This window comes from Nocardia wallacei, assembly GCF_014466955.1.
Taxonomy (GTDB): Bacteria; Actinomycetota; Actinomycetes; order Mycobacteriales; family Mycobacteriaceae; genus Nocardia; species Nocardia wallacei.
In genome coordinates, this window is the sequence record NZ_AP023396.1 from 4,874,503 (window position 1) to 4,897,798 (window position 23,296).

At 67.6% G+C, this 23,296-nt stretch carries 19 protein-coding genes and 1 pseudogene; 15 read left to right on the forward strand and 5 right to left on the reverse strand.

The genetic code is table 11. From position 1 onward, the window contains the following. Positions 1–94 precede the first annotated feature (94 nt). The 6 genes from NWFMUON74_RS21445 to NWFMUON74_RS21470 all read left to right on the forward strand — a co-directional run bounded on the left by NWFMUON74_RS21445 (position 95) and on the right by NWFMUON74_RS21470 (position 8,464). Entirely contained in the window at positions 95–2,662 is a 2,568-nt protein-coding gene (locus tag NWFMUON74_RS21445; RefSeq protein WP_187683622.1) for a helix-turn-helix transcriptional regulator, read from the forward strand. After that, positions 2,659–5,175, forward strand: coding sequence for a helix-turn-helix transcriptional regulator (locus NWFMUON74_RS21450; RefSeq protein ID WP_187683623.1), 2,517 nt, complete (start codon positions 2,659–2,661; stop codon positions 5,173–5,175). Before NWFMUON74_RS21445 ends, NWFMUON74_RS21450 begins: the two co-directional genes overlap by 4 nt. 204 nt (positions 5,176–5,379) lie before the next feature. Further along, complete coding sequence (locus tag NWFMUON74_RS21455; protein ID WP_187683624.1) at positions 5,380–6,243, forward strand: hypothetical protein; 864 nt, start codon at positions 5,380–5,382, stop codon at positions 6,241–6,243. A 48-nt stretch (positions 6,244–6,291) separates the two neighbouring features. Then, the gene (locus NWFMUON74_RS21460) at positions 6,292–6,447 is read left to right on the forward strand and encodes a hypothetical protein (protein WP_187683625.1); all 156 of its coding nucleotides are present in this window, start codon (positions 6,292–6,294) and stop codon (positions 6,445–6,447) included. Positions 6,448–6,502: 55 nt separating this feature from the next. Then, a complete protein-coding gene (locus tag NWFMUON74_RS21465; RefSeq protein WP_187683626.1) occupies positions 6,503–7,240 on the forward strand; it encodes an SDR family oxidoreductase in 738 nt (245 codons plus the stop codon). 93 nt (positions 7,241–7,333) lie between these two features. Further along, positions 7,334–8,464, forward strand: a complete 1,131-nt coding sequence (locus tag NWFMUON74_RS21470) for an MFS transporter (RefSeq protein ID WP_187683627.1) — start codon at positions 7,334–7,336, stop codon at positions 8,462–8,464. Here NWFMUON74_RS21470 and NWFMUON74_RS21475 read toward each other — a convergent pair. After that, positions 8,453–9,892 (reverse strand): amino acid permease, encoded by a 1,440-nt coding sequence (locus NWFMUON74_RS21475; RefSeq protein ID WP_187683628.1) that lies wholly within the window; start codon positions 9,890–9,892, stop codon positions 8,453–8,455. The two genes, NWFMUON74_RS21470 and NWFMUON74_RS21475, sit on opposite strands and share 12 nt — an antisense overlap. A gap of 84 nt (positions 9,893–9,976) precedes the next feature. On the opposite strand from NWFMUON74_RS21475, the gene NWFMUON74_RS21480 reads away from it, so the two are divergent. After that, positions 9,977–10,927, forward strand: a complete 951-nt coding sequence (locus tag NWFMUON74_RS21480; RefSeq protein ID WP_187683629.1) for an FAD-dependent oxidoreductase — start codon at positions 9,977–9,979, stop codon at positions 10,925–10,927. A gap of 55 nt (positions 10,928–10,982) precedes the next feature. Then, entirely contained in the window at positions 10,983–11,507 is a 525-nt protein-coding gene (locus NWFMUON74_RS21485; protein WP_187683630.1) for a lipase family protein, read from the forward strand. On the opposite strand, the gene NWFMUON74_RS21490 is transcribed toward NWFMUON74_RS21485, so the two are convergent. Genes NWFMUON74_RS21490 through NWFMUON74_RS21500 form a run of 3 tightly spaced genes read right to left on the reverse strand, consistent with a single transcriptional unit; the run spans position 11,508 to position 13,243 of the window. Further along, the gene (locus tag NWFMUON74_RS21490; RefSeq protein ID WP_187683631.1) at positions 11,508–12,230 is read right to left on the reverse strand and encodes an SRPBCC family protein; all 723 of its coding nucleotides are present in this window, start codon (positions 12,228–12,230) and stop codon (positions 11,508–11,510) included. It abuts the gene before it with no gap. 5 nt (positions 12,231–12,235) lie between these two features. Beyond that, positions 12,236–12,646: a VOC family protein gene (locus tag NWFMUON74_RS21495; protein WP_187683632.1), complete on the reverse strand. Its 411-nt coding sequence runs from the start codon at positions 12,644–12,646 to the stop codon at positions 12,236–12,238. A 3-nt stretch (positions 12,647–12,649) separates the two neighbouring features. Further along, positions 12,650–13,243, reverse strand: coding sequence for an ArsR/SmtB family transcription factor (locus NWFMUON74_RS21500; protein ID WP_187683633.1), 594 nt, complete (start codon positions 13,241–13,243; stop codon positions 12,650–12,652). A 681-nt stretch (positions 13,244–13,924) separates the two neighbouring features. Here NWFMUON74_RS21500 and NWFMUON74_RS21505 point away from each other — a divergent pair. The 3 genes and pseudogenes from NWFMUON74_RS21505 (at position 13,925) to NWFMUON74_RS21510 (ending at position 16,943) form a co-directional block, all read left to right on the forward strand. Continuing rightward, a protein-coding gene (locus NWFMUON74_RS21505) for an IS3 family transposase (protein WP_425301314.1) occupies positions 13,925–15,189 on the forward strand; the annotation gives its coding sequence in 2 pieces (ribosomal slippage) (positions 13,925–14,207 and positions 14,207–15,189; 1,266 coding nt in all). A gap of 545 nt (positions 15,190–15,734) precedes the next feature. Continuing rightward, positions 15,735–15,920, forward strand: a pseudogene (locus NWFMUON74_RS36940) (helix-turn-helix domain-containing protein); the annotation flags it as partial. 66 nt (positions 15,921–15,986) lie between these two features. After that, positions 15,987–16,943 (forward strand): hypothetical protein, encoded by a 957-nt coding sequence (locus tag NWFMUON74_RS21510; RefSeq protein ID WP_232110501.1) that lies wholly within the window; start codon positions 15,987–15,989, stop codon positions 16,941–16,943. Between the two features lies 1 nt (position 16,944). Here NWFMUON74_RS21510 and NWFMUON74_RS21515 read toward each other — a convergent pair whose 3' ends face one another. Further along, on the reverse strand, positions 16,945–17,259 hold the full coding sequence (locus tag NWFMUON74_RS21515) for a putative quinol monooxygenase (protein WP_187683635.1): 315 nt from the start codon (positions 17,257–17,259) through the stop codon (positions 16,945–16,947). 1,176 nt (positions 17,260–18,435) lie between these two features. On the opposite strand from NWFMUON74_RS21515, the gene NWFMUON74_RS21520 reads away from it, so the two are divergent. The 4 genes from NWFMUON74_RS21520 (at position 18,436) to NWFMUON74_RS21535 (ending at position 23,271) form a co-directional block, all read left to right on the forward strand. Beyond that, the gene (locus NWFMUON74_RS21520; RefSeq protein ID WP_187683636.1) at positions 18,436–19,785 is read left to right on the forward strand and encodes a helix-turn-helix domain-containing protein; all 1,350 of its coding nucleotides are present in this window, start codon (positions 18,436–18,438) and stop codon (positions 19,783–19,785) included. Continuing rightward, the gene (locus NWFMUON74_RS21525) at positions 19,782–20,360 is read left to right on the forward strand and encodes a GNAT family N-acetyltransferase (protein WP_187683637.1); all 579 of its coding nucleotides are present in this window, start codon (positions 19,782–19,784) and stop codon (positions 20,358–20,360) included. Before NWFMUON74_RS21520 ends, NWFMUON74_RS21525 begins: the two co-directional genes overlap by 4 nt. 16 nt (positions 20,361–20,376) lie before the next feature. Next, the gene (locus NWFMUON74_RS21530) at positions 20,377–20,739 is read left to right on the forward strand and encodes an NAD(P)H-hydrate dehydratase (RefSeq protein ID WP_269475358.1); all 363 of its coding nucleotides are present in this window, start codon (positions 20,377–20,379) and stop codon (positions 20,737–20,739) included. A 462-nt stretch (positions 20,740–21,201) separates the two neighbouring features. After that, on the forward strand, positions 21,202–23,271 hold the full coding sequence (locus NWFMUON74_RS21535) for a catalase (protein ID WP_187683639.1): 2,070 nt from the start codon (positions 21,202–21,204) through the stop codon (positions 23,269–23,271). Positions 23,272–23,296 lie beyond the last annotated feature (25 nt).

Below are 23,296 nucleotides of genomic sequence, written 5' to 3' on the forward strand. Positions count from 1 at the left end.
ATCCGGTGCGGGCACGTAGGTAGGTATCCGCTCCCGTACGCGGTTACCCGTTCTGTCCGCGGTGCCGGGCGGTCGCCTACTAAAGTGGCTGGATATGCCACCGCACCGTCCGCACCGGGTGGGAACTCCGCCGACCGCCGCACCCGAATTCATCGGCCGCGAGCGCGAACTGGAACGGATCGCGACGCTGTTACTGGGTTCCGCGCGCCTGATCACCGTGGTCGGCGCGGGCGGCATCGGCAAGACCCGGCTGGTGGTCGAGGCGGCGCAGCGCTTCCACAAGGCTCGCAGCACCCCGGTGCATTGGGTCCACCTGGCCCGGCTGCCGCGCGGCGCCGACACCGCGACCGTCGAGGACGAGGTCGCCCGGTCGGTGGTCGATACAGATTTCTCGGGCAGGTCGGCGTGGCAGGCGCTGATCGACACCCTGGGCCGCGCCAACGGCATCGGCCGGACCGCCCAGACCGTGCTGATCCTGGACAACTGCGAGCACCTGCTCGCGGAGGTCGGCGCGGTGATCACCGAACTACTCGACACCGTGCCGCGGCTGACGATCGTGGCCACCAGCCGCGAACCCATCGGCTGGGTGGACGAACAGCTGGTCGCGATCCCGCCGCTCACCCGCAGGCAGGCGGTCACCCTCTTCCGCCGCCGCGCCGCGCTGACCGGTCACATCCTCGACGAGACACAGGATGCCGAGGTCGAGCAGATCTGCGCGCATCTGCACAACTACCCGCTGCACATCCGCCTCGCCGCCGCCCGGCTGCGCCGCCAATCGCTGTCGATGATCCTCGGCGATCTCACCGGCGCGGCGAGCGATCGCCGGTTGCGCTGGTCGGCCGTCGCCCGGACCGGCGCCGACGAACGGCACCACGGCATCGCCGACGTCATCGCGTGGTCGTTCGATCTGTGCGGCCCGAAGGAGCGTCTGCTGTTCGAACGGCTGTCGGTGTTCGCCGCGGGCTACGACAACAACCCCGACGACGGCGACCCGGCCCTCGACGTGGGCGCCGACCTGGACGCGATCGAGGCGATCTGCTCCGGCCCCGACAGCACCGGCGCGGAGCTGGACCGCGAGGAGATCGAGGGCCTGCTGGAACGCCTCGCCGATCAATCTCTGGTGTCGACGCACCTGGCCGCGGACGCGGTGCGATATTCCCTGCTGGAAAGCTTCCGGGTGTTCGCGCGGCAGCGGCTAACGCACCGCGCCGCCGACGAACCGCGGCGGCTGGCGGACCGGCATCGCCGCTATTACCGCGACCGGGTCACCGAAGCCGCGGTGAGCTGGTTCAGCGACCGCGAGCGCGCGCTGCTCGCCTGGGCCCGCGCGGCCTGGGACAACCTGCTGCTCGCCGTCGAGGGCAGTCTGGCCACGCCCGGCGAGGCGGTGGTCGGCATGCAGATCGTCGCGGGGATGGTCGGACTGCGCGTGCCCTTCTTCAAGGGTTCGCTGCGGGAGTCGCGCCGGTTGGCCGAGCGCACGCTGGCGGCCGCGCGCGTCGCCGGACCGGAAGCGGCGGAGCTGCAGGTGTCGGTGATGGCGTCGATCGCCTTTCTCAGCCTGTGCCAGGGCCTGCCCGGGGAGGCCGAGCAGATGCTCGAGCGCTGCGTCGCGGCCTGCGTGCCGGACCCGGACCGGGCCGCGGCCTGGCGAGCGGATCCGGTCACCGATGTCGGCCTGCCCGCGCCGGTGGAATTCGCCTCCGGGTGCGCGCTGATGCTGACGCATGTGGACGTCCGCGCCCTGACCGTGCTGGCGCGGGCACGCGAGAAGTTCACCGCGGCAAACGATTTCGGCAGCGCCACAATGGCCGAAATGTTCGAGGCGCTCGCCGCGGCCTTCCTCGGCACGTCCGCGCAGGCGCTCGAGGTCACCGGCCGCCATCTCGACGCCGCCACCCGCTCCGGCGCGGAGTGGGCGCGGTCCTGGGCCGAACTCGCCTGGGCCATCGCCGAAACCGCGCACGGCGATCCGCACGAGGCGTTGGCGCGCGGCCGGACCACCCTCGCGCGACAGGTCGAGATGCGCGACTCCTGGGGCACGGTGTGGGCGGTGCACATTCGCGCCTGGACCCTGGCGCGCCTGCTCCCCGCCCGCGGGCGGGCCGATACGGAGCGAGCCGCCGAACGGGCGATCGAGATCGCGCGACTGCTCGGCGGGGCCGCGGCGCTGCGGCACGAACTCGGCGTCGACATCGCACACCTCGGCCCGTTCGCCACCGAGACCGACCGCGCCGCCGAACTCACCCGGAAAGTGCTGGGGCAGCACGACTTCGACACCGCCTGGGACGAGGGCACCGCGCTGCGTCCGCCTCTGACCGAGGTGCCGCGGCTGGCGCTCGGCACCCTGACGATGCGACGACTCCCGGCCGACCGATCGGCACACCGCGAACGTCCCACCCCCTGGCAGCTGCTCACCGACGCCGAACGCGATGTCGCGGTGCTGGCGGCAGCGGGCTGGTCGAACACCGCGATCGCGACTCGGCGCGGCAGTTCCTACCGCACCGTCGACGCGCAGATGGCGGCCGTGCTGCACAAACTGATGATCCGCTCGCGCGAGGACATCCTCCCGCTGGTCCCCGCCGAGCATCGCGACCGGGTCGAGCGCGAACGCGAACGCGAACCGCGCGGCACCCGCACCGGCGGGCGCGGCGGGGCATGAACCGCAACGTCACCGTCCCGGTTCCCACCGCCGAATTCGTCGGGCGCCGAACCGAATTCGATCGCAGCGTCACGCTGCTGCTCGGCCCGGCGCGGTTGATCACCCTGACCGGGTTGGGCGGGTCCGGGAAGACCCAACTGGCGGTGCAGGTGGCCCGCCGTTACGGCAAGGTCCGGTCGGCGCCGGTCTATTGGGTCCGGTTGGCGCGGGTGCCGAAGGACAGCGGCGTCGCCGTGGTGGTGGACGAGATCGCGCGCTCGGTGGCCGGTTCCGATCCGTCGGCGGAATCGGCGTGGCACGCGATCGCGGTCGCCCTCGGCGACGAGACCGGTGCCGAGCGGCCGGGTGCGCCGGTACTGGTGCTCGACAACTGCGAACACGTACTGGACAGCGTCGACACGGTGATCGGCGAACTGCTGCGGACGACTCCGGCGCTGACCGTGCTGGCCACCAGCCGCCGCCCGATCGGACGGACCGACGAACATCTCGTCGAGCTGCCGCCGCTGACCGCCGACGAGGCGCTGGGGTTGTTCCTGCACCGCGCCGAGGCGCAGGGGCGGCCGATCACCGAGCCCGCGCAGATCGAGATCGCACGGGCGATCTGCCGGCACATGCACCACAACCCGTTGTTCGTCCGGCTGGCCGCCGCGCGCTCGCGGCGACGTCCGCTGTCGGTGATTCTCGCGGAACTCAACGACGAGCAGCGCCGCGCCGAGCGGATGACATGGCGGCACGGATCGCCGCGGCCCGAGGACGCGGTGCGGCACCGCGGCATCGGCGACGCCATCGCCTGGTCCTACGAGCTGTGCACGGATCAGGAGCGCCTGCTGTTCGAGCGCATGTCGGTGTTCGCGGCGGGCGGGGTGCTCGATCCGGAGGCCGTCGATCCCGATATCGGTGTCACCGCCGAGGCGGTCGAGGCGGTGTGCGCCGACGACCCGGATCACGAATCCGGCGACACGACCCGGCTGCGCCGCGGCGAGATCCGCGAGCTGCTGGACCGGCTGGTCGATCAGTCGCTGATCGCCACGCACCGGCACGATTCGACCGTCCGGTATTCGATGCTGGAATGCCTGCAGCTGTTCGCGCACCGACGTCTCGGCGAGCGTGGCACGGCCGACGAGCCGGGGCGCCTGGCCGCACGTCACCTGCGGTACTTCCACGACGAACTCGCCGCCGTGGCGGTCAGTTGGTTCGGGCCGGACGAGCGGGCCGCTCTCGACTGGATCCGCGCGGCATGGCCGAACGTACTCAGCGCGATTCGCGCCGCCGCCACTATCCCGGACGCGGCGGCACTCGGGTTGCACATGTGTTTCGCGTTGCACGCCTTGCCGATTCCCGCGGTGATGAGCTCGCTGCGGGAGCTCCGTTCGCTGACCGAGCGCGCGCTGGCGGCCGAGCGGTCCCGCGCCGACCGGGCCGAGTTCCGGATCACGGCCACGGCGCTGCTGGCCGCCGACGCGGTGCGGCAGGGGCTACGTGAGGATACCGAAGACTATCTGGCGCAGTGCTTCTCGGCCTGCGGCGAGGAAGCCCGATCAGACGATGCCGAGCTGCCGGGGGCGGTGGGCTTCGCGCGGGGGCTGGCACTGTGGCTGATCCACAAGGACGCGCGGGCCGTCGACACACTGACCCGCGCCGCCGAGAACTACCGCGCCGCAGGGGAAACCGGTATGGCGGGGCAGTGCGAGGTGGCCGCCATGGCCGCCGCCAGTGCCCTGCTGCCCGGGCGGGGCAGCGCCGAACCGATTCGCCGCGTGCGTGAGCTGGCCGCGGAAACGGGCTCACGGTGGGCCATGATGTGGGCCGATGCCGCGACGGCGCTGGTCGCCCTGCAACAGGGACGTGGCGCCGCAGCGCTGGAATCCATCGATGAGATGCTGTCGTACCGGACGGTGATCGGCAATCAGCTCGGCATGGTCATCCTGCTGCGCATCTGGGCACTCACCGCGCTCATCGCCACAGCGTCACCCGATACCGAGCACGCCGTCCGCGCCGCGTGGGCGCGGCAAGCGGCCCACCTCGCGGGTGTGGTCGGCGCCCTGAAGGACGCCTTGGACCTCGGCATGCAAGAGCTGCCGGACTTCGCCGAGCGCACCGAGCGCGCGCTGGACGCGGCCCGGCGGGTCATCGGAGCCGAGGCGTTCGACGCGGCGTTCCGCCAGGGCGCCCGGATGCCGCCGGAGTTCGGCACCGTCGAGCGCCTGGCACGCGGCACCCTGACGACCGCCCGGCCACACACCGCCGCCCACCCCGCCGACCGCGACGAAAGCCTTTGGACCAGTTTGTCGAGAGCGGAACAGCACGTCGCACTCCTGGCCGCCGCGGGCCTGCCGAACACGGTGATCGCCGCACGCCGCGGCACCTCGGTGCGCACCGTCGACGCCCAGATGAACACTCTGATGCAGAAACTGTCCATCACCTCACGCCGCGACATCGCCGATCACATCCCACCCGACCTGATCGACGATATCGAGCACGAGGCCGGACGTCTGCTGACCGGAAACCCCTGAGACAAGCCCGAATCCCGCCCGGTACTTAACAATCACCTACTCACGGCCGGATACACCGATGTGCGGCCGCGCCCACCCTCGTTACCTTCGTCATACGCCGTCGGCCTCGAACCTCGTTCGGCGACAACATATCCGAGCCGACATCAACCCGATTCTGTTTGTGCTCAGCCCGCGGCCGACGCAGCCCTATCGAAGGAGCGAGCGATGACCAGGACCCGGATCCCCCCGCTGGAATCGGATGCGCTCACCCGGCAGATCGAACGCGTCGCGGCGGAGCTGGATGAGCTGAGCATCGAGACCGAAATCGTCTGCGACGCCGTGGGTGAGCCAGCGGCGCTGCGGGTGCCGGGGGTGTTGGCGCGGGAACAGACCGAACCGATCGTGGCCGCCGCAGCAGGCAACAGCAGCGACCTGATGCGGCGGCTCGACAACGCCGAGTTGAGTGATGTGCTGCCATACGGAACCCGCAGCGGCATGGCCTATCCCCGCATAGTGTGCGAGGTCCTGGACGCGGTCGCCCGCGCGATTACGGGATCCCCCGACGTGGCGGCCGCGCGGCTCGCCGCGCCGGAGGGCGGGCTGTCCATCGGCGTCGGGGACGCGGGACCACATACCGATTTTCCCGGCAGCCTGGCGGATCCTCCGGCGACCGACATCCACGGATTCAATGTCCATGTGACGCTGCGCGGTTCGGGCTCGGCGCAGTTCAGCCCGGTACGGAGCTTCGCGCAGGTGCGCGACATCACCGAGCGCATTCAGGCCGAGAAGCGGGCGGGGCGGACGGTCATCGAAATCAACGATCTATTCCCTGAGCTGTTCGGCCCGTTCCTCGAGGTGGCATCGGCCCCGGTGCGGGTCACGACCGGCGATCTGCTGCTGTTCCAGGCCAGGCCGCATATGTCGAAGGGCCTGCTCCCCACGGTCCATCTGTTCGAGAGTGTCGAGGGCGACCGCTGGAACAACGTCTTCGTCCCGAAAGCCGGTAGTCGGCGCGAGATCTCCGAGCGCCGGGCCGACGTAGCCGCGCGCTACCGGCTCGAAGCGCTCGGATACCCGAATACGTTGTAACAGCGTCGATTCGGGCACAACTGAATACCGAGTATTCGATACCGCCGTATGGAGGTCATAGTGGAAACCCAGAAGAAGCTGCGCGGCTACATCCCGCTCGAGCCCTCGAGCGACCATCCCGAATGGGAGGCGAAGACGGGTGGGGTGCGCATTTCCGAACCGGAGGCTCGGATGCTCGTCAGCGCGGAGAGCACAGCACGGTAATCGATCGGGCGGGGCGGTAGATCGCACCGTCCCGCCCGGCTGCCAGGAGAATTTTATGACGACGACCGGCTCGCTCCACGATCACACCGTGGTAGTCATGGGCGGCACCGCGGGCATCGGTTTCGCGACCGCCCGCGCCTTCCTGGAAGCCGGTGCGAGCGTATGGATTACCGGCCGCGACACCGAGCGGCTCGGCTCGGCCGTCACCGCCTTGGCGGCCGGGCGCGTACAGGGCGCCGCACTCGACGCGAGGGACCCCGGCCGGGTCGAGCGATTCCTCACCCGCGTCGGCCGAATCGACCATCTGGTGCTGTCCTTCGGCAGTGACGAAGTCTCGACGTGGTTCCGGGAGATGACCATGGACATCTGGCGCCGCCACTTCGACGACAAGTTCCTCGCCCACATTCAAACCCTGCGCATCGCGCTACCCCGGCTGCGCCCGGACGGGTCGGTCACCGTGCTCACGGGCGCGGCGGCGCGGACCGCCGCCGCGGGTGATTCGCTGTGGGCCGCCGCGGACGGCGCGATGGACGCCGTCATCCCCACTCTCGCAGTCGAACTCGCACCGCTGCGGGTCAATGCCGTATCGCCCGGTGTCACTGCCACCGCGTGGTGGGAACGGCTACCCGCGGCCGAACGACAGCGGGTGTTCGATCGCACGGCCGCCGCTCTTCCGGCCCGACGTATCGGGCAACCGGCGGACGTGGCCGACGCCGTCGTCTTTCTCGCCCGAAACACCTACGTGACCGGAACCGTACTCGCCGTGGACGGCGGCAGCCCGTTGGTGCTCTAGGGCTCGGACCACGACGGATCTGCGATGAAAAGCACTGCGACAGAGGGTCTATCAGGACTACGGACGTATCGAGCGGTGCTCGAACGACGGCCCGTGCGGGTCCTCCTGGTCATCGGCGTCCTCGGCCGCATTCCCAGTTCGGCGGCACTGGTCACCTTGACGCTGCACGTCGTCACAGGCGTCGGCGCCGGGTATGCGACCGCGGGCCTCGTCGCGGCGGCGGCCACGGCGGGCAGTGCCCTCGGAGCGCCACTGACGGGCAGGCTGATCGACCGCCGCGGAGTGCGCACCGCGGTTGCGCTGACCACCGCGACTGAAGCGGTGTTCTGGCTGTCGGCGCCGTGGCTGCCGGTACCGGTGTTGGTGATGGCCGTGTTCGTCGGCGGCGCGGCGGGTCTGCCCATTACCACCATCGTGCGGATGTCGCTGTCCGCGGCGACCCCGGTGACGCAACGCCGACCGGTTTTCGCCCTCGACGCCGTATCGACCGATCTCGCCTATGTGCTGGGGCCCGTGGTCGGCGTCGCGCTGGTGCTGCACTCTTCCCTGTTGGCCCTGTGGACACTCGGTGCCGGGTGGATCCTCACCGGCGTCGGCCTGTGGCTGCTGAACCCCTCCACGGCACCGTCGATACGAGACTCGGAAGACGGGCGGCCACGCCGCGGCACGTGGTTCGACCACCGCCTGGCGGCCGTCTTGGCGGCGACCGCGACCGCCGCGATGACCGCCGTCGCCACCGAACTGTGGTTGATCGCGTCGCTCGAGTCCGGTGGCCGGTCGGCGGCCGTCCCCGCGATGTACGGTGTGTGGGCCGTCGCGTCGGCGGCCGGGGGCTTCCTCTATGGGGTGTTGCCACGCCTGCCCGGATTCTTCGTCCTGTCGCTCTGCCTCGGCGCGACAACACTGCCGCTCGCTCTGGCCGATGCGTGGTGGTCCTATATCGCTCTGCTCGTCCCTGCCGGATTCTGTTGTGCGGTACCGGTAGTCGCCGGGGTCGAGCGGATCAGCGTGACGAGTCCCGCGGCGGTCGTTGGCACGGCTCTAGGGTTGCACTCCTCGGCGTTGACGGTCGGTATGGCAGCCGGGACACCGCTCGCCGGTCTGTTGATCGACGCCACCTCACCGTCCACGGCCATCGCATGTGTCGCCGCCGCGAACATCGTGATCACGGCGGGCGCGGCTGCGGTCGCACACGGACCGACCGCCACGACCTCACATCGGTAGGTGATCGGTGGCGCTCGTGTCGGCGGGCGTTGCCGGGACCGGGCCGGTGGTTCGGCCGCGGCGCAGGAACCAGCCGCCTATCAGCACGGGGGCCATGATCAGGGGGACGGCTATGATCGCGCTGCGTTGCTCGGTGCCGCCGGTGAACGCCATCAGGGCCACTACTCCGGCGAGGAATATCAGGGTGGCGATGCCGGTGTAGGGGGAACCGATCAGACGGAAGGCGGGGCGTTCGGCGCGGCCGTTGCGCCACCAGTGCCACAATCGCAACTGGCACAGTACGATTGCCGCCCACGCGGTGATCACGCCGAGCGCCGACATGTTCAGCACGATCTCGTAGGCGCGTTCGGGCACAACGGCATTGAGTCCGACGCCGGTCAGCGCGATCGCTCCGGTCGCCAGAATCCCCACGTACGGAACGCCGTTCGCGGACAGGGCGGCCGCGCGGGCCGGTGCGCTGCCGCTCATCGACATGGACCGCAGAATCCGGCCCGTCGAGTACAGGCCCGCATTGAGGCTGGAGAAGGCCGCCGTGAGTACGACCAGGTTCATGACCGAATCCGCGCCGTGCACCCCGATGCGCGCGAAGAACGTGACGAACGGGCTCTCCCCCGCGCGAAACGCGGTGTAGGGCAACAGCAATCCGAGCAGCACCAGCGAACCGACGTAGAACAGCGCGATGCGCGCGATGACGGAGTTGATCGCGCGCGGCATGATCTTCTCCGGATGCTCCGCCTCCCCGGCGGCGGTACCCACCAGTTCCACCGCGGAATACGCGAAGACGACCCCGGTCGTGACGACGACCAGCGGCAGCAGCCCGGTCGGGAAGAGTCCGCCGTGCTCGCGCAGCACCGCGGGCCCGGTACTGTCCCCCTCGATCGAGAAGCGCCCCGCCAGGAACACCGTGCCGATCACCAGAAAGCTCACCAGCGCAACGACTTTGATCAGCGCGGCCCAGAACTCCAGCTCGCCGAACCAGCGCACCGACACCAGATTGATCGCCACCACCACCGCCAGCGCCACCAGCGCGATGGACCACTGCGGAATCGACCGGAAGGCCGACCAATAGTGCATGTAGGTGGCGATCGCGGTGATGTCCACGATGCCGCTCATGCACCAGTGGAAGAAGTACATCCAGCCGACCGCGTAAGCCAGCTTCTCGCCGTAGAACTCACGGGCATAGGAGACGAAGGAGCCCGACGACGGACGCCGCAGCACCAGTTCCCCCAGCGCGCGCAGCACGAAGAAGACGAACACCCCGCACACGGCGTACACCAGCACCAGCCCGGGCCCGGCGTCGGCCAGCCGCCCGCCCGCGCCGAGGAACAGGCCGGTACCGATCGCGCCGCCGATCGCGATCATCTGCAGCTGGCGCGGCCGGAGACTCTTGTGGTAGCCGGCGTCCTCGTCCCGTAGCGCGTCGGTCATGGCGGCCTCCCGCGGTCTCGGATCGTAACGCTGAACAATGTATCGTCATTCAACGGCTCACTCAATGGTGTTAGAGTGAGCGGTGTGCGCGCAGTGGTGGTCGGATCCGGAATCGTCGGGCTCACAACGGCGTCCGAGCTGCTGTGCCGCGGCCACGAGGTCGTCGTGGTGAGCGCGGAGCCGGTCAGTTCGTCGACGTCCTTTCTCGCTGCCGCGGTCTGGTTTCCCACCGCGGCCGGTCCGGCCGACCGCGTCGCAGCCTGGAGCGCCGAAACGTTCACGCAGTTGGAGCGCCTGGCTCGCGCCGGTGTTCCGGGCGCGCGGATGTGCGAGTCGCTCGCCGTCTACCGCGACGAGCCGCCGACCCCGCCGTGGTCCTCGGCCGTGCGCGCGTTCCGCCGGGCGCGCGGGGACGAGCTCCCACCGCGCTACCGGTTCGGCTACCGGTTCACCGTCCCGCTGCTCGAGATGCCGCTCTATCTGCCGTGGCTGGAGAACCAGGTGCGCCGGGCGGGCGCGCGGCAGGTGCGCCGGACGGTGCAGCGGCTGGACGAATTCGCCGATCTCGCACCGGATGTCGTGATCAACTGCGCGGGCCTGCGCGCCGGGCCACTGGCCGGCGACACCGGGATGTACCCGATTCGCGGCCAGATCGTGCGCGTCGCCAACCCGGGCGTCTCGATATCGGTGCGCGACGAGGCGCATCCGCTGGGCCGGGCCTACGTGCACCCGCGCACCCACGACTGCATCCTCGGCGGCACGCTGGACGCCGGAGCCTGGGACCGCTCCCCCGATCCCGAACTGACGCAATCGATCCTGAGCCGCTGCCGCGACCTGGTGCCGGAACTCGCCGAGGCAGAGGTCCTCGAGACACTTGTGGGCCTGCGCCCCGGCCGCGACGAGGTGCGCCTCGAAATCGACTCCGCCACAAGCGGTATCACGCCCGTGATCCACAACTACGGCCACGGCGGCTCGGGCGTGACGATCGCGCACGGGTGCGCCCGCGAGGTGGCGGAGCTGGTCAGCTCGCTCTGAGCCGACGGCTACCTGCCGATCGTGCTCGATCTGAAGGGCTTCTCGATGGCGTCCGATGCCGAGAACATCGCGGGCGCAGTGGATTCCGCCGCCGCGGCGCACCCGGGGTGTGCCGATCTCCCTGGTCACGCACAGCGTGGGCGCGGTCAGCGGCCGCTATTACCTGCGAGCGCTCGGCGGGCACGAGGCGGTGAACACCTACATCGCCATCGGCGCACCGCAATACGGTTCGCCGGGAGCGTGCGGGCAGCCGATCGGGCCGGAGGTGTGCCCCGGCACGGATTTCATGATCGCGCTCAATGCCGGTGACGACACTCCGGGCGATACGGCCTATTTCTCCGTGCGCAGCGCACGCGAATGGACCGACGGCCGCCTCGACGGCGGCCAGTGCCGGATGACGCCGTTCCCCTCGCTCGGCAACGGCGGCGTCGACCACACCCTCGAGCCGGTGCTGCCCGTCGTGCTGGATCAGGTCCGCACGGCACTCGCCGGTGACTGCGCGGGCGAGTACGCCGGCGACCCGGACGGCGTCGTCACCTCCGACACCAGCCTGTTCCCGAGCGGCGTGCCCTTCGGCTGACTAGAGCCCATCGAGCCAGGATTGCCATGCAGCCGTGCGGGATTCGCGGTCCACCGGGGTCCCGTAGAAGTACTGGACCGAACTCACCATGCGGCGCCGGTCGTCGGCCATGAAGCGATAGAAACCCTGCTCGGTGCGGATGCCCAGCAGCAGCTTGTCCCGCAGATCCACCACGCCCTCGATCGTTTCCAGGCCCGCCGGTGCGAGGCACACCCGGTCACCCAGCGCGGGATCCGCGCCGAGGCGCGCGATCAGCTCGCGCCACACCGCCTCGACGGACAGCGAGGTGAAAACGGTGGCGACCACATTCGCCACCGGCAGCCCGCGAAAGTACCGTAAGTACTCGGACAAGTTGTGCAGGAACATATCCCAGCCCTTGCCGAAACCGTCGTACTCCGCCTCCCAGTCGTCACCGAAGAATCCGCTCTGCACCAGGCGCAGTACCGTGGCGCCATCCGCTCTGCCCTCGACCAGGAACTCGATGGTCATCGGGACCGTGCCGTCCGGGCCGGGCGCGCCGTACACGACCCGCCGGCCCGGCTCCGACTCCAGCACCTGCCCTGCCTGGGTGTTGCCGCCGCCGAAATCCGCCTCGAGTTCACCGGCGTCGTCGGCGTGCGGCACGAACCAGACCGACATGCCCTCCGGCGTGGAGATCGCGCGCCACACCTGGTCGGGTGTGACGGCGAGTTCGATCTCCTTCGCCAGGCGGCGCTCGTCCACCGAGGTCAGTCCTGCTGGGTGAGGACGATGAGGTTGCCGCAGGTGTCGTCGAACACCGCCTGCGCGCCGAAATCGGTCTTCGTCGGCTCCTGCGTGAACCGGACGCCGTGCTCCTTCATCCGCTCGTAGTCCTTCTGCAAGTCGGTGCTGCCGAGCATGGTGTACGGCATCCCGGCCTCGTAGAGCGTCTTCTTGTACACCTGCGCGGCCGGTTTTCCTTCGAGCTGAATGCCGGGGTTCCAGTCCGGTTCGAGCAGTATCTCGACACCGTCGGGCGCGTCGGGTGAGACGACGGTCAGCCATTTGGCGTCGCCGACCGGGATGTCGGTCTTCTTCACGAAGCCGAGCACGTCGGTGTAGAACGCCAACGCCTTGTCCTGGTCATCCACGGGGATGCTGGTTACGGGAACGAACATGAATCAGCCCTTCTCTTGTGGTCGAACTGCGGGATGCACGGCGATGACGAGGCGATGTGCGCGCCCGCCGGTCGCGGACTCGTCGTGGTACTCGGCGATCAGCGAGGTGACCGCCGCGGTCAGCTTCTCGGCGAACTCGGCGCGGTCGGCCGCCGAGGCGAACCGGACCTCGCCGTCGAGGGCGAAGGTCGCCACCCGTTTGCGAGCCGCGGCCGCGCCCGTGATCAGCGCGCCCACGTCCCGCACCAAACGCGCGGCCACCGCCAGCAACCACCGCGCCGACAACTGATCCCGCGCACGCTCCGGATCCGGCTCCACCGGCGCCAGCGCACTCGGCGAAATCACATACGAAGCCGCAGTAGCCCGCAAGATGCGCTCGGTCAGGTTGCCCTTGCGCCGTTCCTCCACCAGCTCCACCAGCCCGTGCCGCTCCAGCGCCCGCAGGTGATAGTTCACCTTCTGCCTGGTCAGCCCGACCCGATGCGCCAGCGTCGTCGCCGACCCCGGTTCCGCCAGCTCGGCCAGCAGCCGCGCCCGAACCGGGTCCAACGAAACCTCGGCCGCCTCCGGGTCCTCGATCACCGCCACGTCGTGCATGTCCCCACCCTCTCACCGACAAATTTTTTTGTCAATGGCTCGGGCGAGGCGAGCCGATCAGTTCGTCCACGCCCGCAAGCACCACAGCGGCCGCGAGGGGCAAGCCCGCTCGTCATCGACCGGCGCGACCTCGACGGTGCACGACGGGTCCCATTTCCGCAGCGCCACAAGGACTCTCGCGATTGTGTCGGGGCTGGCGGTGTAGGTGAGGGTGGGCGGCCTGCCGCGATCCGATTTCCTGGGGCGTTGTGGAAGCGCGCCCTCCACGTTCATCGCATCTCCCCCCTCCGAGAGCGACCTGGGACATACGGCTCGACTTGCGGTTGGTGATCAGTGACCCGAGCCGATACCGCAGCCCCACCTACGGGCGAAGCGATCTCCTTCCAGAACTCGTGTCTAACCTTGTCCCACAACGGGTCCCATTCCGGATGCCGCGCCCGCACATCCGCCAGATCAGTACCCGGAGCAAACCTCACCGCACCCGGACGCGCTCCGGTGCTGTGCACTGCCATCACCTCGATTCCCCTCCTGGTGTCATGAGTGGGCCGCCACACAGCCAGGAGTCCATCGACCCGAGTCGTGCGCTCGCCATCGATCACCGCAACCTCGTTATGGACACGCAAACCTCCCTGAATCCCCCCGGCATGTCCGGAGACTTCATCTCTTGGAGAGGATGTAGTCGTGTCGTCGAGGAAGAAGTACCCGGCCGAGTTGCGTGAGCGGGCCGTGCGGATGTTCGCCGAGATCCGGGAGCAGCATCCGTCGGAGTGGGCCGCGATGGGCGCGGTCGCCGAGTTGCTGGGGGTCGGGCATCCGGAAACAGTCAGGACGTGGGTGCGCCGAGCCGAGATCGACGAGTGCGCCCGCCCGGGCGTCACGACTGAGGAGTCGGCCGAGCTGAAGCGGCTGCGGCGCGAGAACGCAGAACTCAAGCGCGCCAACGCAATTCTGAAGGCAGCGTCTGCTTTCTTCGCGGCCGAGATAGACCGGCCACAGCGCTGATCTGCAGGTTCGTCACCGAACACCAGGGCCACCGGGAAGTCGGCGGCCTTGTGTGGGGTGTGGAGTCTATCTGCGCCACGCTGTGCGAGCTTGGCGTAAACCTCGCCCCCTCAACGTATTACGAGTATCGCAAGCGAGTTCCCACGAAGCGTGAGGAACGCGACGAGGAGCTGAAGGTCGAGATTTCCCGGGTGCACCGTGAGAACTTCGGTGTCTACGGGGCGCGGAAGGTGTGGCTGCAGCTGAACCGGGAAGGTCACCAGGTGGCCCGCTGCACCGTCGAGCGGTTGATGCGCGAACTCGGGCTGCGCGGGGTAACCAGGGGCCGGGTCAAACGCACCACGATCGCCGATCCGGCCGCCGAGCGGCCCGCAGACCTGGTGCAACGCAAGTTCGCGCCGGCGGCGCCGAACCGGCTCTGGGTCGCCGACATCACGTATGTGTCGACGTGGTCCGGGTGGGTGTACGTGGCATTCGTGATCGACGCTTATGCGCGCCGTATTCTCGGCTGGCGGACGTCGACGTCGATGACCACCGGGTTGGTGCTCGATGCGATCGAGCACGCGATCTGGACTCGGGAACGTTCCGGCTGGAGCGTGAAAGATGTTGTGCACCATACGGATAGGGGATCGCAATATACATCTATTGCGCTGTCGGAACGGCTCGCCGAGGCCGGGATCCAGCCCAGCGTAGGCGCGGTGGGCTCGAGCTTCGATAACGCCCTCGCCGAGACCGTGAACGGTCTGTACAAGACCGAGCTGATCAAACCCCGCGGGCCCTGGCGCACCCTCGACCATGTCGAGTTCGCCACCGCCGAATGGGTGGATTGGTTCAATCACCGACGCCTTTACCAGTACTGCGGGGATATCCCACCGGCGGAGATGGAGGCTGCCCACTACGCTCAGAATCCAGCCCAGCAACCCGCCGGGCTGTCACACCAGTAAGTCTCCGGACTCACCGGGGGGATTCACCCCTAGTCATGAACCCGCCCATGGCGAATGCTCTGATCTGAGCGTTCCTCAGCCTGAAGCGAGCCAGTAGACAGCCGGACGGCGAGCAGATGGGCATCAGGATCAGCGGCGGCCAGCCCATCGAGCACGGCCAGCAGTGTCTGCAGATCCGGAGCGGAAGGCGTCACCGACTCCAAAGGCACTGGCCGACATGAAATGTCGCACGCGGCGGCACGTCCCCGGGCAGCACTGCCGGAGAACCCAGCAATATGACGTTCCGTCATTCTCGCGTGTTGGGCTACTTCGAGACCCGATACGTCGACACGCACCAAGCGGACCGCGGTTGGCCTGTCGTTCGGTTCGTCAGGTTCCATGCTTTCCTCTCGCCTCGATTTTGGTGGGCACGGCTCCAGAAGATCGCCGTAGGCCGGCACGGTTGCTCGGACACCACAGACTTTTCCGAATTTCGAGTCGGCGAGGTGCCAAACTTTTTGGCACGCTGGGAACCACAGAGAGCGTTGAATAGGATGGTGAACAAGATGCCGAAGGACCGTGGCAGTGCCGGTTCCCGAGTCGCACAGGCACGGAAACTGGCGGGAATCACCCAACGCGAACTGGCTGCCCGAGCGGCCGTTTCACACAGTCTCGTACGGGCCGTCGAACGAGGCGCTGTGCCAGCTTCTGCGGCTTTCCTCGGCGCTGTGTCCAAGGCACTCCGGGTGAGCGTTCCAGACCTGACAGGTCAGCCGTACGCTCCCACACCCGGTCAGGACAGCGGAGTACACGCCGCGGTGGCAGTGCTGCGAACTGAACTCGCGGCCTACGACCTGGACAATTCGGAAGTACTCGAAATTCGGGCACTCGAGCAAATCGCCCAGGACGTGCAACAGGTCGGTCATTACCGTCGTGCAGCGGCGTTTCACAAATTGAGTGACGCGCTGCCACCATTACTCGGGGAGGTACGTGCGGCTGTACACCGCAGCCACGGCACGACGCGTGATCAGGCGTGCGTATTACTTTGCGAGTTGTACTATTCTGCTCACAGCCTCGCACACAAGCTCGGATACACCGACCTCGCCGCTCTTGCAATTGATCGCTTGGCGTGGGCTGCAAGCGAAGCCGACGATTATCTCTGGATTGCCACGAGTCAGTTCCATCGCGCGGCAATCCTCACGTCCGGCGGGAACTGGACAGCAGCGTTGGTGTTCCTGGAGCGCTGCCGCGCCAGCGTGGAACCGCGCCTGAGTGCCGGCCATCGCCGGGATTTGACCGCATGGGGTGGTTTGCATCTACAGTCCGGCCTGGCCGCTGCACGGTCCGGAAGGCGTGACCTCGCCGACAGCCACCTCGCAGAGGCACACCAAACGGCGATCAGAGTCGGGGACGACAACGATCCCATCCTGTCATTCGGGCCGACTAATGTCGGCATTTGGGCGGTGGCGCTTGCGGTCGAAGGTTTGGATGGCACCGAAGCGTTGAATCGGTCCAACGGTCTCGTCATCCCTACCGGTACGCCGAAGGAACGAGCCGGGCACCACTACATAGACCTGTCTCGGGCGTACTTGCTCCACGGTGACCGAATGAAGTCACTCGCAGCCCTTCACACAGCCCGCGCCATCGCACCCTCGCAGACCAGATACAACCCCATGGTGCACGAGACGGTGCGGGCGTTGGCACGCGCCGAGGCGCGCACTATCGATGCCGTGCATGGTTTCGCCGTGTGGTGTGGAATCACCAACAGGCTGTAGCTCAGCCGTCGGCGGGAAGTCCTTTCGCGGCTGTTGGAGTAAGGAACTCGACTCGAGCAGACGAAACATAATTGTCACGCTCAGAAAGGAAGTGCTTCGTATGCGGCTGCCGCTCGTGCTCCTCGAAAGCCGAGCGGTCGCGGTACACCTCATAGAAAACGCGGGCCAGCGGTTCGCCTTCCACTGTGTGGGTCGCGTACACCAACGTGCCCGGCTCATGGCGGGTGATGCCCGCTACCGTCTCGGCGACCAACCGGTCGAATCCCTCGGCCTTTGCCGCGTCCTGCAGGTCGAACCTCACGACGAGCGCGAACATCGAATCTCCTTACAGCAATTGAACGCACGTCCCGGACCGCCGGCCGGTCCGGGACTGTTCACGGTACCGGCATATCGTCAGCCGCTCACTCAGCTCGCTCGGCCGTTTGCATGCCTACTCCGAAGAAGCTGGGTGCCGCGCACGCATGCACCGACAGCGACGACCAGGGCGTGGATGGCTCCGGTCCCATCCGACTGCCGACACCGACTTGCACCGAGCTTCGCAAACCGCTTTGTAGCACAGGGCGAATCAGCGCTGATCCATGCGAGCGTCTGATGGAATGGGCAAGGTGACTACGAGTTGGACGGCCTACCGAGCTGCTGACGTGCAGGCGGTGGTGGCGAAGAACTGGCGACCGGGCGGCCGGACCGGCTGTTGCGCAAGGCTGCGGCCGGGCTGGCCACCAGCGGTTCGCCTTCCACGATGTGGGTCGCGCACACCAACGTGCCCCGTTCATGGCGGGTGGCGGTGCGCCGATCAGTTCGTCCACGCCCGCAAGCACCACAGCGGCCGCGAGGGGCAAGCCCGCTCGCCATCGACCGGCGCGACCTCGACGGTGCACGACGGGTCCCATTTCCGCAGCGCCACAAGGAATCTCGCGATTGTGTCGGGGCTGGCGGTGTAGGTGAGGGTGGGCGGCCTGCCGATATCCGGTTTCCGGGGTCGTTGCGGAAGCTCGCGGTCCGGGTTCATCGCACGTCCCCGCTCCGCCACCCGGGGGCAGTATGCGACGGGTGACTGTTGGCGCGAGCCGACAGCACGGCGCCACCTGCGGGTGAAGCGACCTCACGCCAGAATTCGTGTCTCACCTTGTCCCACAACCGATCCCATCCCGGACGCTGCGCCCGCGCCTCCGCCAGATCGGTACCCGGAGCGAACGTCACCACCTCCTGGGGCGCTCCGGTGTCGTGCACTGCCAGCACCTCGATTCCCTTCCTCGAGTCGTGAGTGGGCCGCCATACGGCCAGGAGCCCGTCGACCCGCGTCGTGCGCTCACCGTCGATCACCGCAGCCTCGTTATGGGCACGCAGACCTCCCTGTTGTGATGAAGTGGCCGATGCGGAAATGGCCTGCTCCAAGGGTTCCGGAGTGCTGTGGGTGATCCCAGCCACAAAGCTCGTACGAAGGTCGTACGCTTCCCCTACCGAGCGTGGAGGCGACGACCAGGGGGCGGCGATGATCGTGAGTACATGGACCAGGACCGAGGTCCGCGCGTTGCGCGACGCCGCCCTGCGGATGACGCAGGAGGAGTTCGCCGAAGCCTTGGGGTTCAAGGTCGAGACGATTCAGAAGTGGGAACAGAAGGCAGCCGAAGGGCGCCCGGTGAAAGGGCGCTCCGCCGAAGCGCTCGATACCGCGTACGCACAACTGAAGCCCGCACAGCGAGAAAGATTCTGGTCGCAGATTCTCCGTGCACGACCACACATCGGCGGGCATCCTGTTCATAGCGGCACAACCGCAGAAGAGATGTCGGCCGGTCCGGATCCCACTCTGTCCGGGCCGAGAACGTGGGAAGTCGATGACGACGTGAGACGACGAGAATTCGGCAAGCTCGCGGCCGTGGCGGGCGTGGCGGCACTGGTTCCGGACGCCCCGGGACGAATCGGCATGGCCGACGTTCGCAGACTGCGGCAGGGTATTGATGCATTAGGTGAAGAAGACCAACGGATAGGCGGTGCGGGCTTGGTCGACTTCGCCGTCCACCGATTGGCGCATGCGAAGTCGATACTCGACACCTGCGCCTACGACACGGCAACCGGCAACGCGTTCGCCAGTGCCGCAGGAGAGTTGGCGGTACTGACGGGTTGGCTCGCATTCGACGCCGATCGTCACGAACTTGCACGGCGATGCTACGCGGATGCGATGGCATTGGGAACGGAAGCCGACGACGCTGACCTCATCGCGCATACCTGTTTGAACACGGCGAACCAGTCGATCGCGCTAGCCCGATCCGGTGAGGGCAGTCCCTACAAGGCGGTCAAGCTGACGGATCGTGCCCGAGACTTGATGCGAGGGCGGCCACCGGGGCGAATCCATGCCTTGATTGCCGTTCGGGAGGCAGCAGCGCAAGGTGTGCTGGGTGATCGCGCCGCGTTCGGCAGGGCGATAGCCACGGCATGGCGGGAGATGGACGCCGCTGCGCAATTCGAGCCGACATCGCAGTGTCCGCAGTGGATTCGTTTCGTTACGCACTCGGAAGTCGCGGGCCATGAAGCGCGTGGTTACGGCGACCTCGGTGAGGCCGTTCGGGAAGCGGACCTTTATACGGCCATGGCTGCGCGCCTGACCGGTCACCGCAACTCCCTCAACGTGCGGGCTTGGTCCGCCGCCAGCCGAGTAAACATCGGTGATATTCGTGGAGCGATCGAACAGGGTCTTCCCGTACTGGAGGGGCTTTCCACGGTCTCCTCCACGAGAACGTTGCGCGCCCTGGAGCCGGTCCGACAAGTTGCGGGTGAGACCGCAATCGGCAGCGACTTCTGCGATCGGTACGACGCACTCAGGAAGAGGGTCCTCCCCGTATGACCAAGAGCTTTCGTGACACGTTGACATTCGATCATTACGACGCACGCCGAGCACAGGGATTACGTAGCCTCGTCGAGGATATCTACCTACGGTCGTACGTCGAGGCGATCTCCTCGGGCGACCTGTTCCATTCCCCGACCGAGTTCATGTCGCGGTTCGACGCGTACACTCGCAGCCCCGGGTTCGAGTTGGTCGTGGCACGCATCGAGGGAGAGCCCGCAGGGCAGACCTGGGGATGGCCACTGCAAGTGAACGCAAGATGGTGGGACGCACTGGATTTGGACGATCCCACCATCGACCGGGACGCGTTCATCGCCGAGGACGGCACCCGCACTTTCGCCCTGAGCGAGATCATGGTCTGCTCCGAACACACCGGGCGCGGTATCGCCCACGCCCTACACGACGAACTCCTGAGCGCACGCCCGGAAACTCGCGCAACGCTACTGGTCGATCCGGACAACGAGCGTGCCTACGAGCGCTACCGCAAGTGGGGCTGGCACCGCATCGGCATCATGCGTCCACACTGGCCCGACGCACCCCGTTTCGACGTCTTGGTTCGTGCACTGAATTCGTGAAGCCGCGCAACTCGAAATCGAGTCCAGACCAATGCATTACGGCCACGTCATCGCAAGCGCGCTCGACGCCACGGTGTGGGTGAAAGGCCCGACGACGATCATCGTCGAGCCCTCCGGATTCGCGGCCAGCCAAGCGGAAGCACCACCGTGGCTCGCGACCGCCGGAGCCGGTGATGTACTCGCCGGAATCGCCGCCGCGCTGATGACAGCGGGACTTTCCTCGCTCGATGTCGGAGAGGTCGCGGCGCACGTTCACGGCAGGGCGGCGATGGTCGCGCACCGCGCCCGGAACGGCGGGCCGTTGACCGCCAGCGCGGTGGCGGAGACGACACCGGAAGTCGTCGGTGCGTTGCTCTCGGCATACTCGAAAACGGAGTAGGCGTCGAAGCGCCGACCCGAGGAAGAACTCGTGACGACCGCGATCATCAATATTGGGAATCTGTCATAACTTGCGCAGACCGCGCTCAACCCACGATGGGGAGACCGTTCTCGGCGGCTGGGGTCAGGAATTCGACTCGGACAGAAGAGATGTAACTGTCGCGCTCGGACAGGAAGTGTCTCGTGTGGGGCTGCCGCTCGTGCTCTTCGAAAGCCTTGCACGGTATGAGTTGCGTAGACCAACAGGCGGCGTTGCGGTCGGGTTCGAGGAGGGTCGGGGCCGATAGGTCGCGCTGGACCTGAGCCCGGGGGCGGTGGACGTCCCTGCCCGATCCGCCGTCTGTGGGGCGAGGTCGACCTGTGTTGAGCGGACGTCGGCGATGCCGCCACGTTTGTTCACCTTCGCGCCGGGTAGGGCTCCGATGTCCGATCGGTTCGGCGTACACCGGCAGGAGGCCGCGGAATGACCGAAAATCGTGCAGATCAGCCAGGGAACGGTGGCGAGACGCATCAGCAGGCGCAGGGGGATGATGTTCGGCTGACGACGCAGCAGGGTGTGGTCGTCGGCGACGATCAGAACACACTCCGCTCCGGCGAGCGCGGTCCGGCATTGCTGGAGGATTTCCACTTCCGCGAGAAGATCTTTCATTTCGATCACGAGCGCATTCCGGAGCGGGTGGTGCATGCCCGCGGGTTCGGCGTACACGGCTATTTCGAGAACTATGAGCCGCTGACCGAGCTGACCCGGGCCGATCCCTTCCAGGAGGCGGGCCGCCGGACCGAGGCGTTCGTCCGGTTCTCCACCGTGGCGGGCAACAAGGGCTCGTTCGACCTGGCGCGCGACGTGCGCGGATTCGCGGTGAAGCTGTATACCCGCGAGGGCAATTGGGACCTGGTGGGCAACAACATTCCGGTCTTCTTCATCCAGGACCCGATCAAGTTCCCCGATGTCGTCCACGCGGCCAAGCAGGAACCCGACCGCGGCTTCCCGCAGGCGCAGACCGCGCACGACAATTTCTGGGATTTCGTCTCGCTGACCCCCGAGTCGACCCACATGCTGCTGTGGATCATGTCCGACCGCGCCATTCCGCGGTCGTTCCGGTTCATGGAGGGCTTCGGCGTCCACACGTTCCGCCTGGTGAACGCCGAGGGCAAGTCGACCTTCGTGAAGTTCCACTGGAAGCCCAAGCAGGGCCTGCAGTCGGTGGTGTGGAACGAGGCCGTGAAGATCAACGGCGCCGACCCCGATTTCCATCGCCGCGACCTGTGGGACGCGATCCAGGCGGGCGACTTTCCCGAGTACGAACTCGGCATGCAGCTGTTCGACGAGGAATTCGCCGACCGGTTCGGCTTCGACATCCTCGACCCGACGAAAATCATTCCGGAGGAAGAGGTCCCCGTCCGCCGGGTCGGCAAGCTGGTGCTGGACCGAGTGGTCGACAACTTCTTCGCCGAGACCGAACAGGTCGCCTTCTGCACGCAGAACATCATTCCCGGCATCGACTTCACCGATGATCCGCTGCTGCAGGGCCGGAACTTCTCGTATCTCGACACGCAGCTGAAGCGCCTGGGCAGCCCCAATTTCACCCATCTGCCGGTCAACGCGCCGCGGTGCCCGTTCGCGACCTTCCAGCAGGACGGCCACATGGCGATGGTCAACCCGACCACGCGGGCCAACTACGAACCCAATTCCTGGCCCGACGAGATCAAGGGCCCGCGCGAGGACCCGAAGCGGGGGTTCCATACCTACCCCGATACCGAGGCGGGCCCGAAGCGCCGCCTGCGCGCCGAGAGCTTCGCCGATCACTACAGCCAGGCGCATCAGTTCTTCGCCAGCCAGACCAGCGTCGAACAGCAGCACATCATCGACGCGTTCGTTTTCGAATTGAGCAAGTGCGACCGGGTGGACATTCGCGCCCGCGTGGTCGCCGCGCTGCGCAATGTCGACGAGGATCTGGCCGAGGCGGTCGCCGACGGACTGGGCCTGCCCGAATTGCCGGAACCGGCCCGGTGCGCACGCGAGCCGCGCCACGATTTGGAGCCGTCACCCGCACTGAGCATCCTGCTGAACGGGCCGGAAACCTTCGCGGGCCGCAAGATCGGCGTGCTCGTGACCGACGGCGCCGACGCGAAACTGCTGTCCGAACTGCGCCAGGCGGTGCAGGCCGAACAGGCCATGCTCGAGATCGTCGCCGCGAAGGTCGGTGGTGTGGTCACCGACGACGGTGAGCGTGTCGAGGCCGACCAGAAGATCGATGGCGCGCCCTCGGTGCTCTACGACGCCGTCGTCATCCTCGCCACCGACAAGGCGGCTGCCGAACTCGCGGGGCTGGCGCCGGCCCGCGACTTCGTCAGCGACGCCTACGCCCACTGCAAGTTCATCGCCCACCGCGAGGCAGGCGCGTTGTTCGCCGCCGCGGGACTCGGCGGCACCCTCGACGCGGGCGTCGTCGACCTGGCGGCCTCCGGCGCATCGGTGACCGACTTCCTCACCCAGTGCCGCGACGTCCGGTACTGGGCTAGGGCCAGCTGATCTGAACCCGGTCGGCCGCAAATAG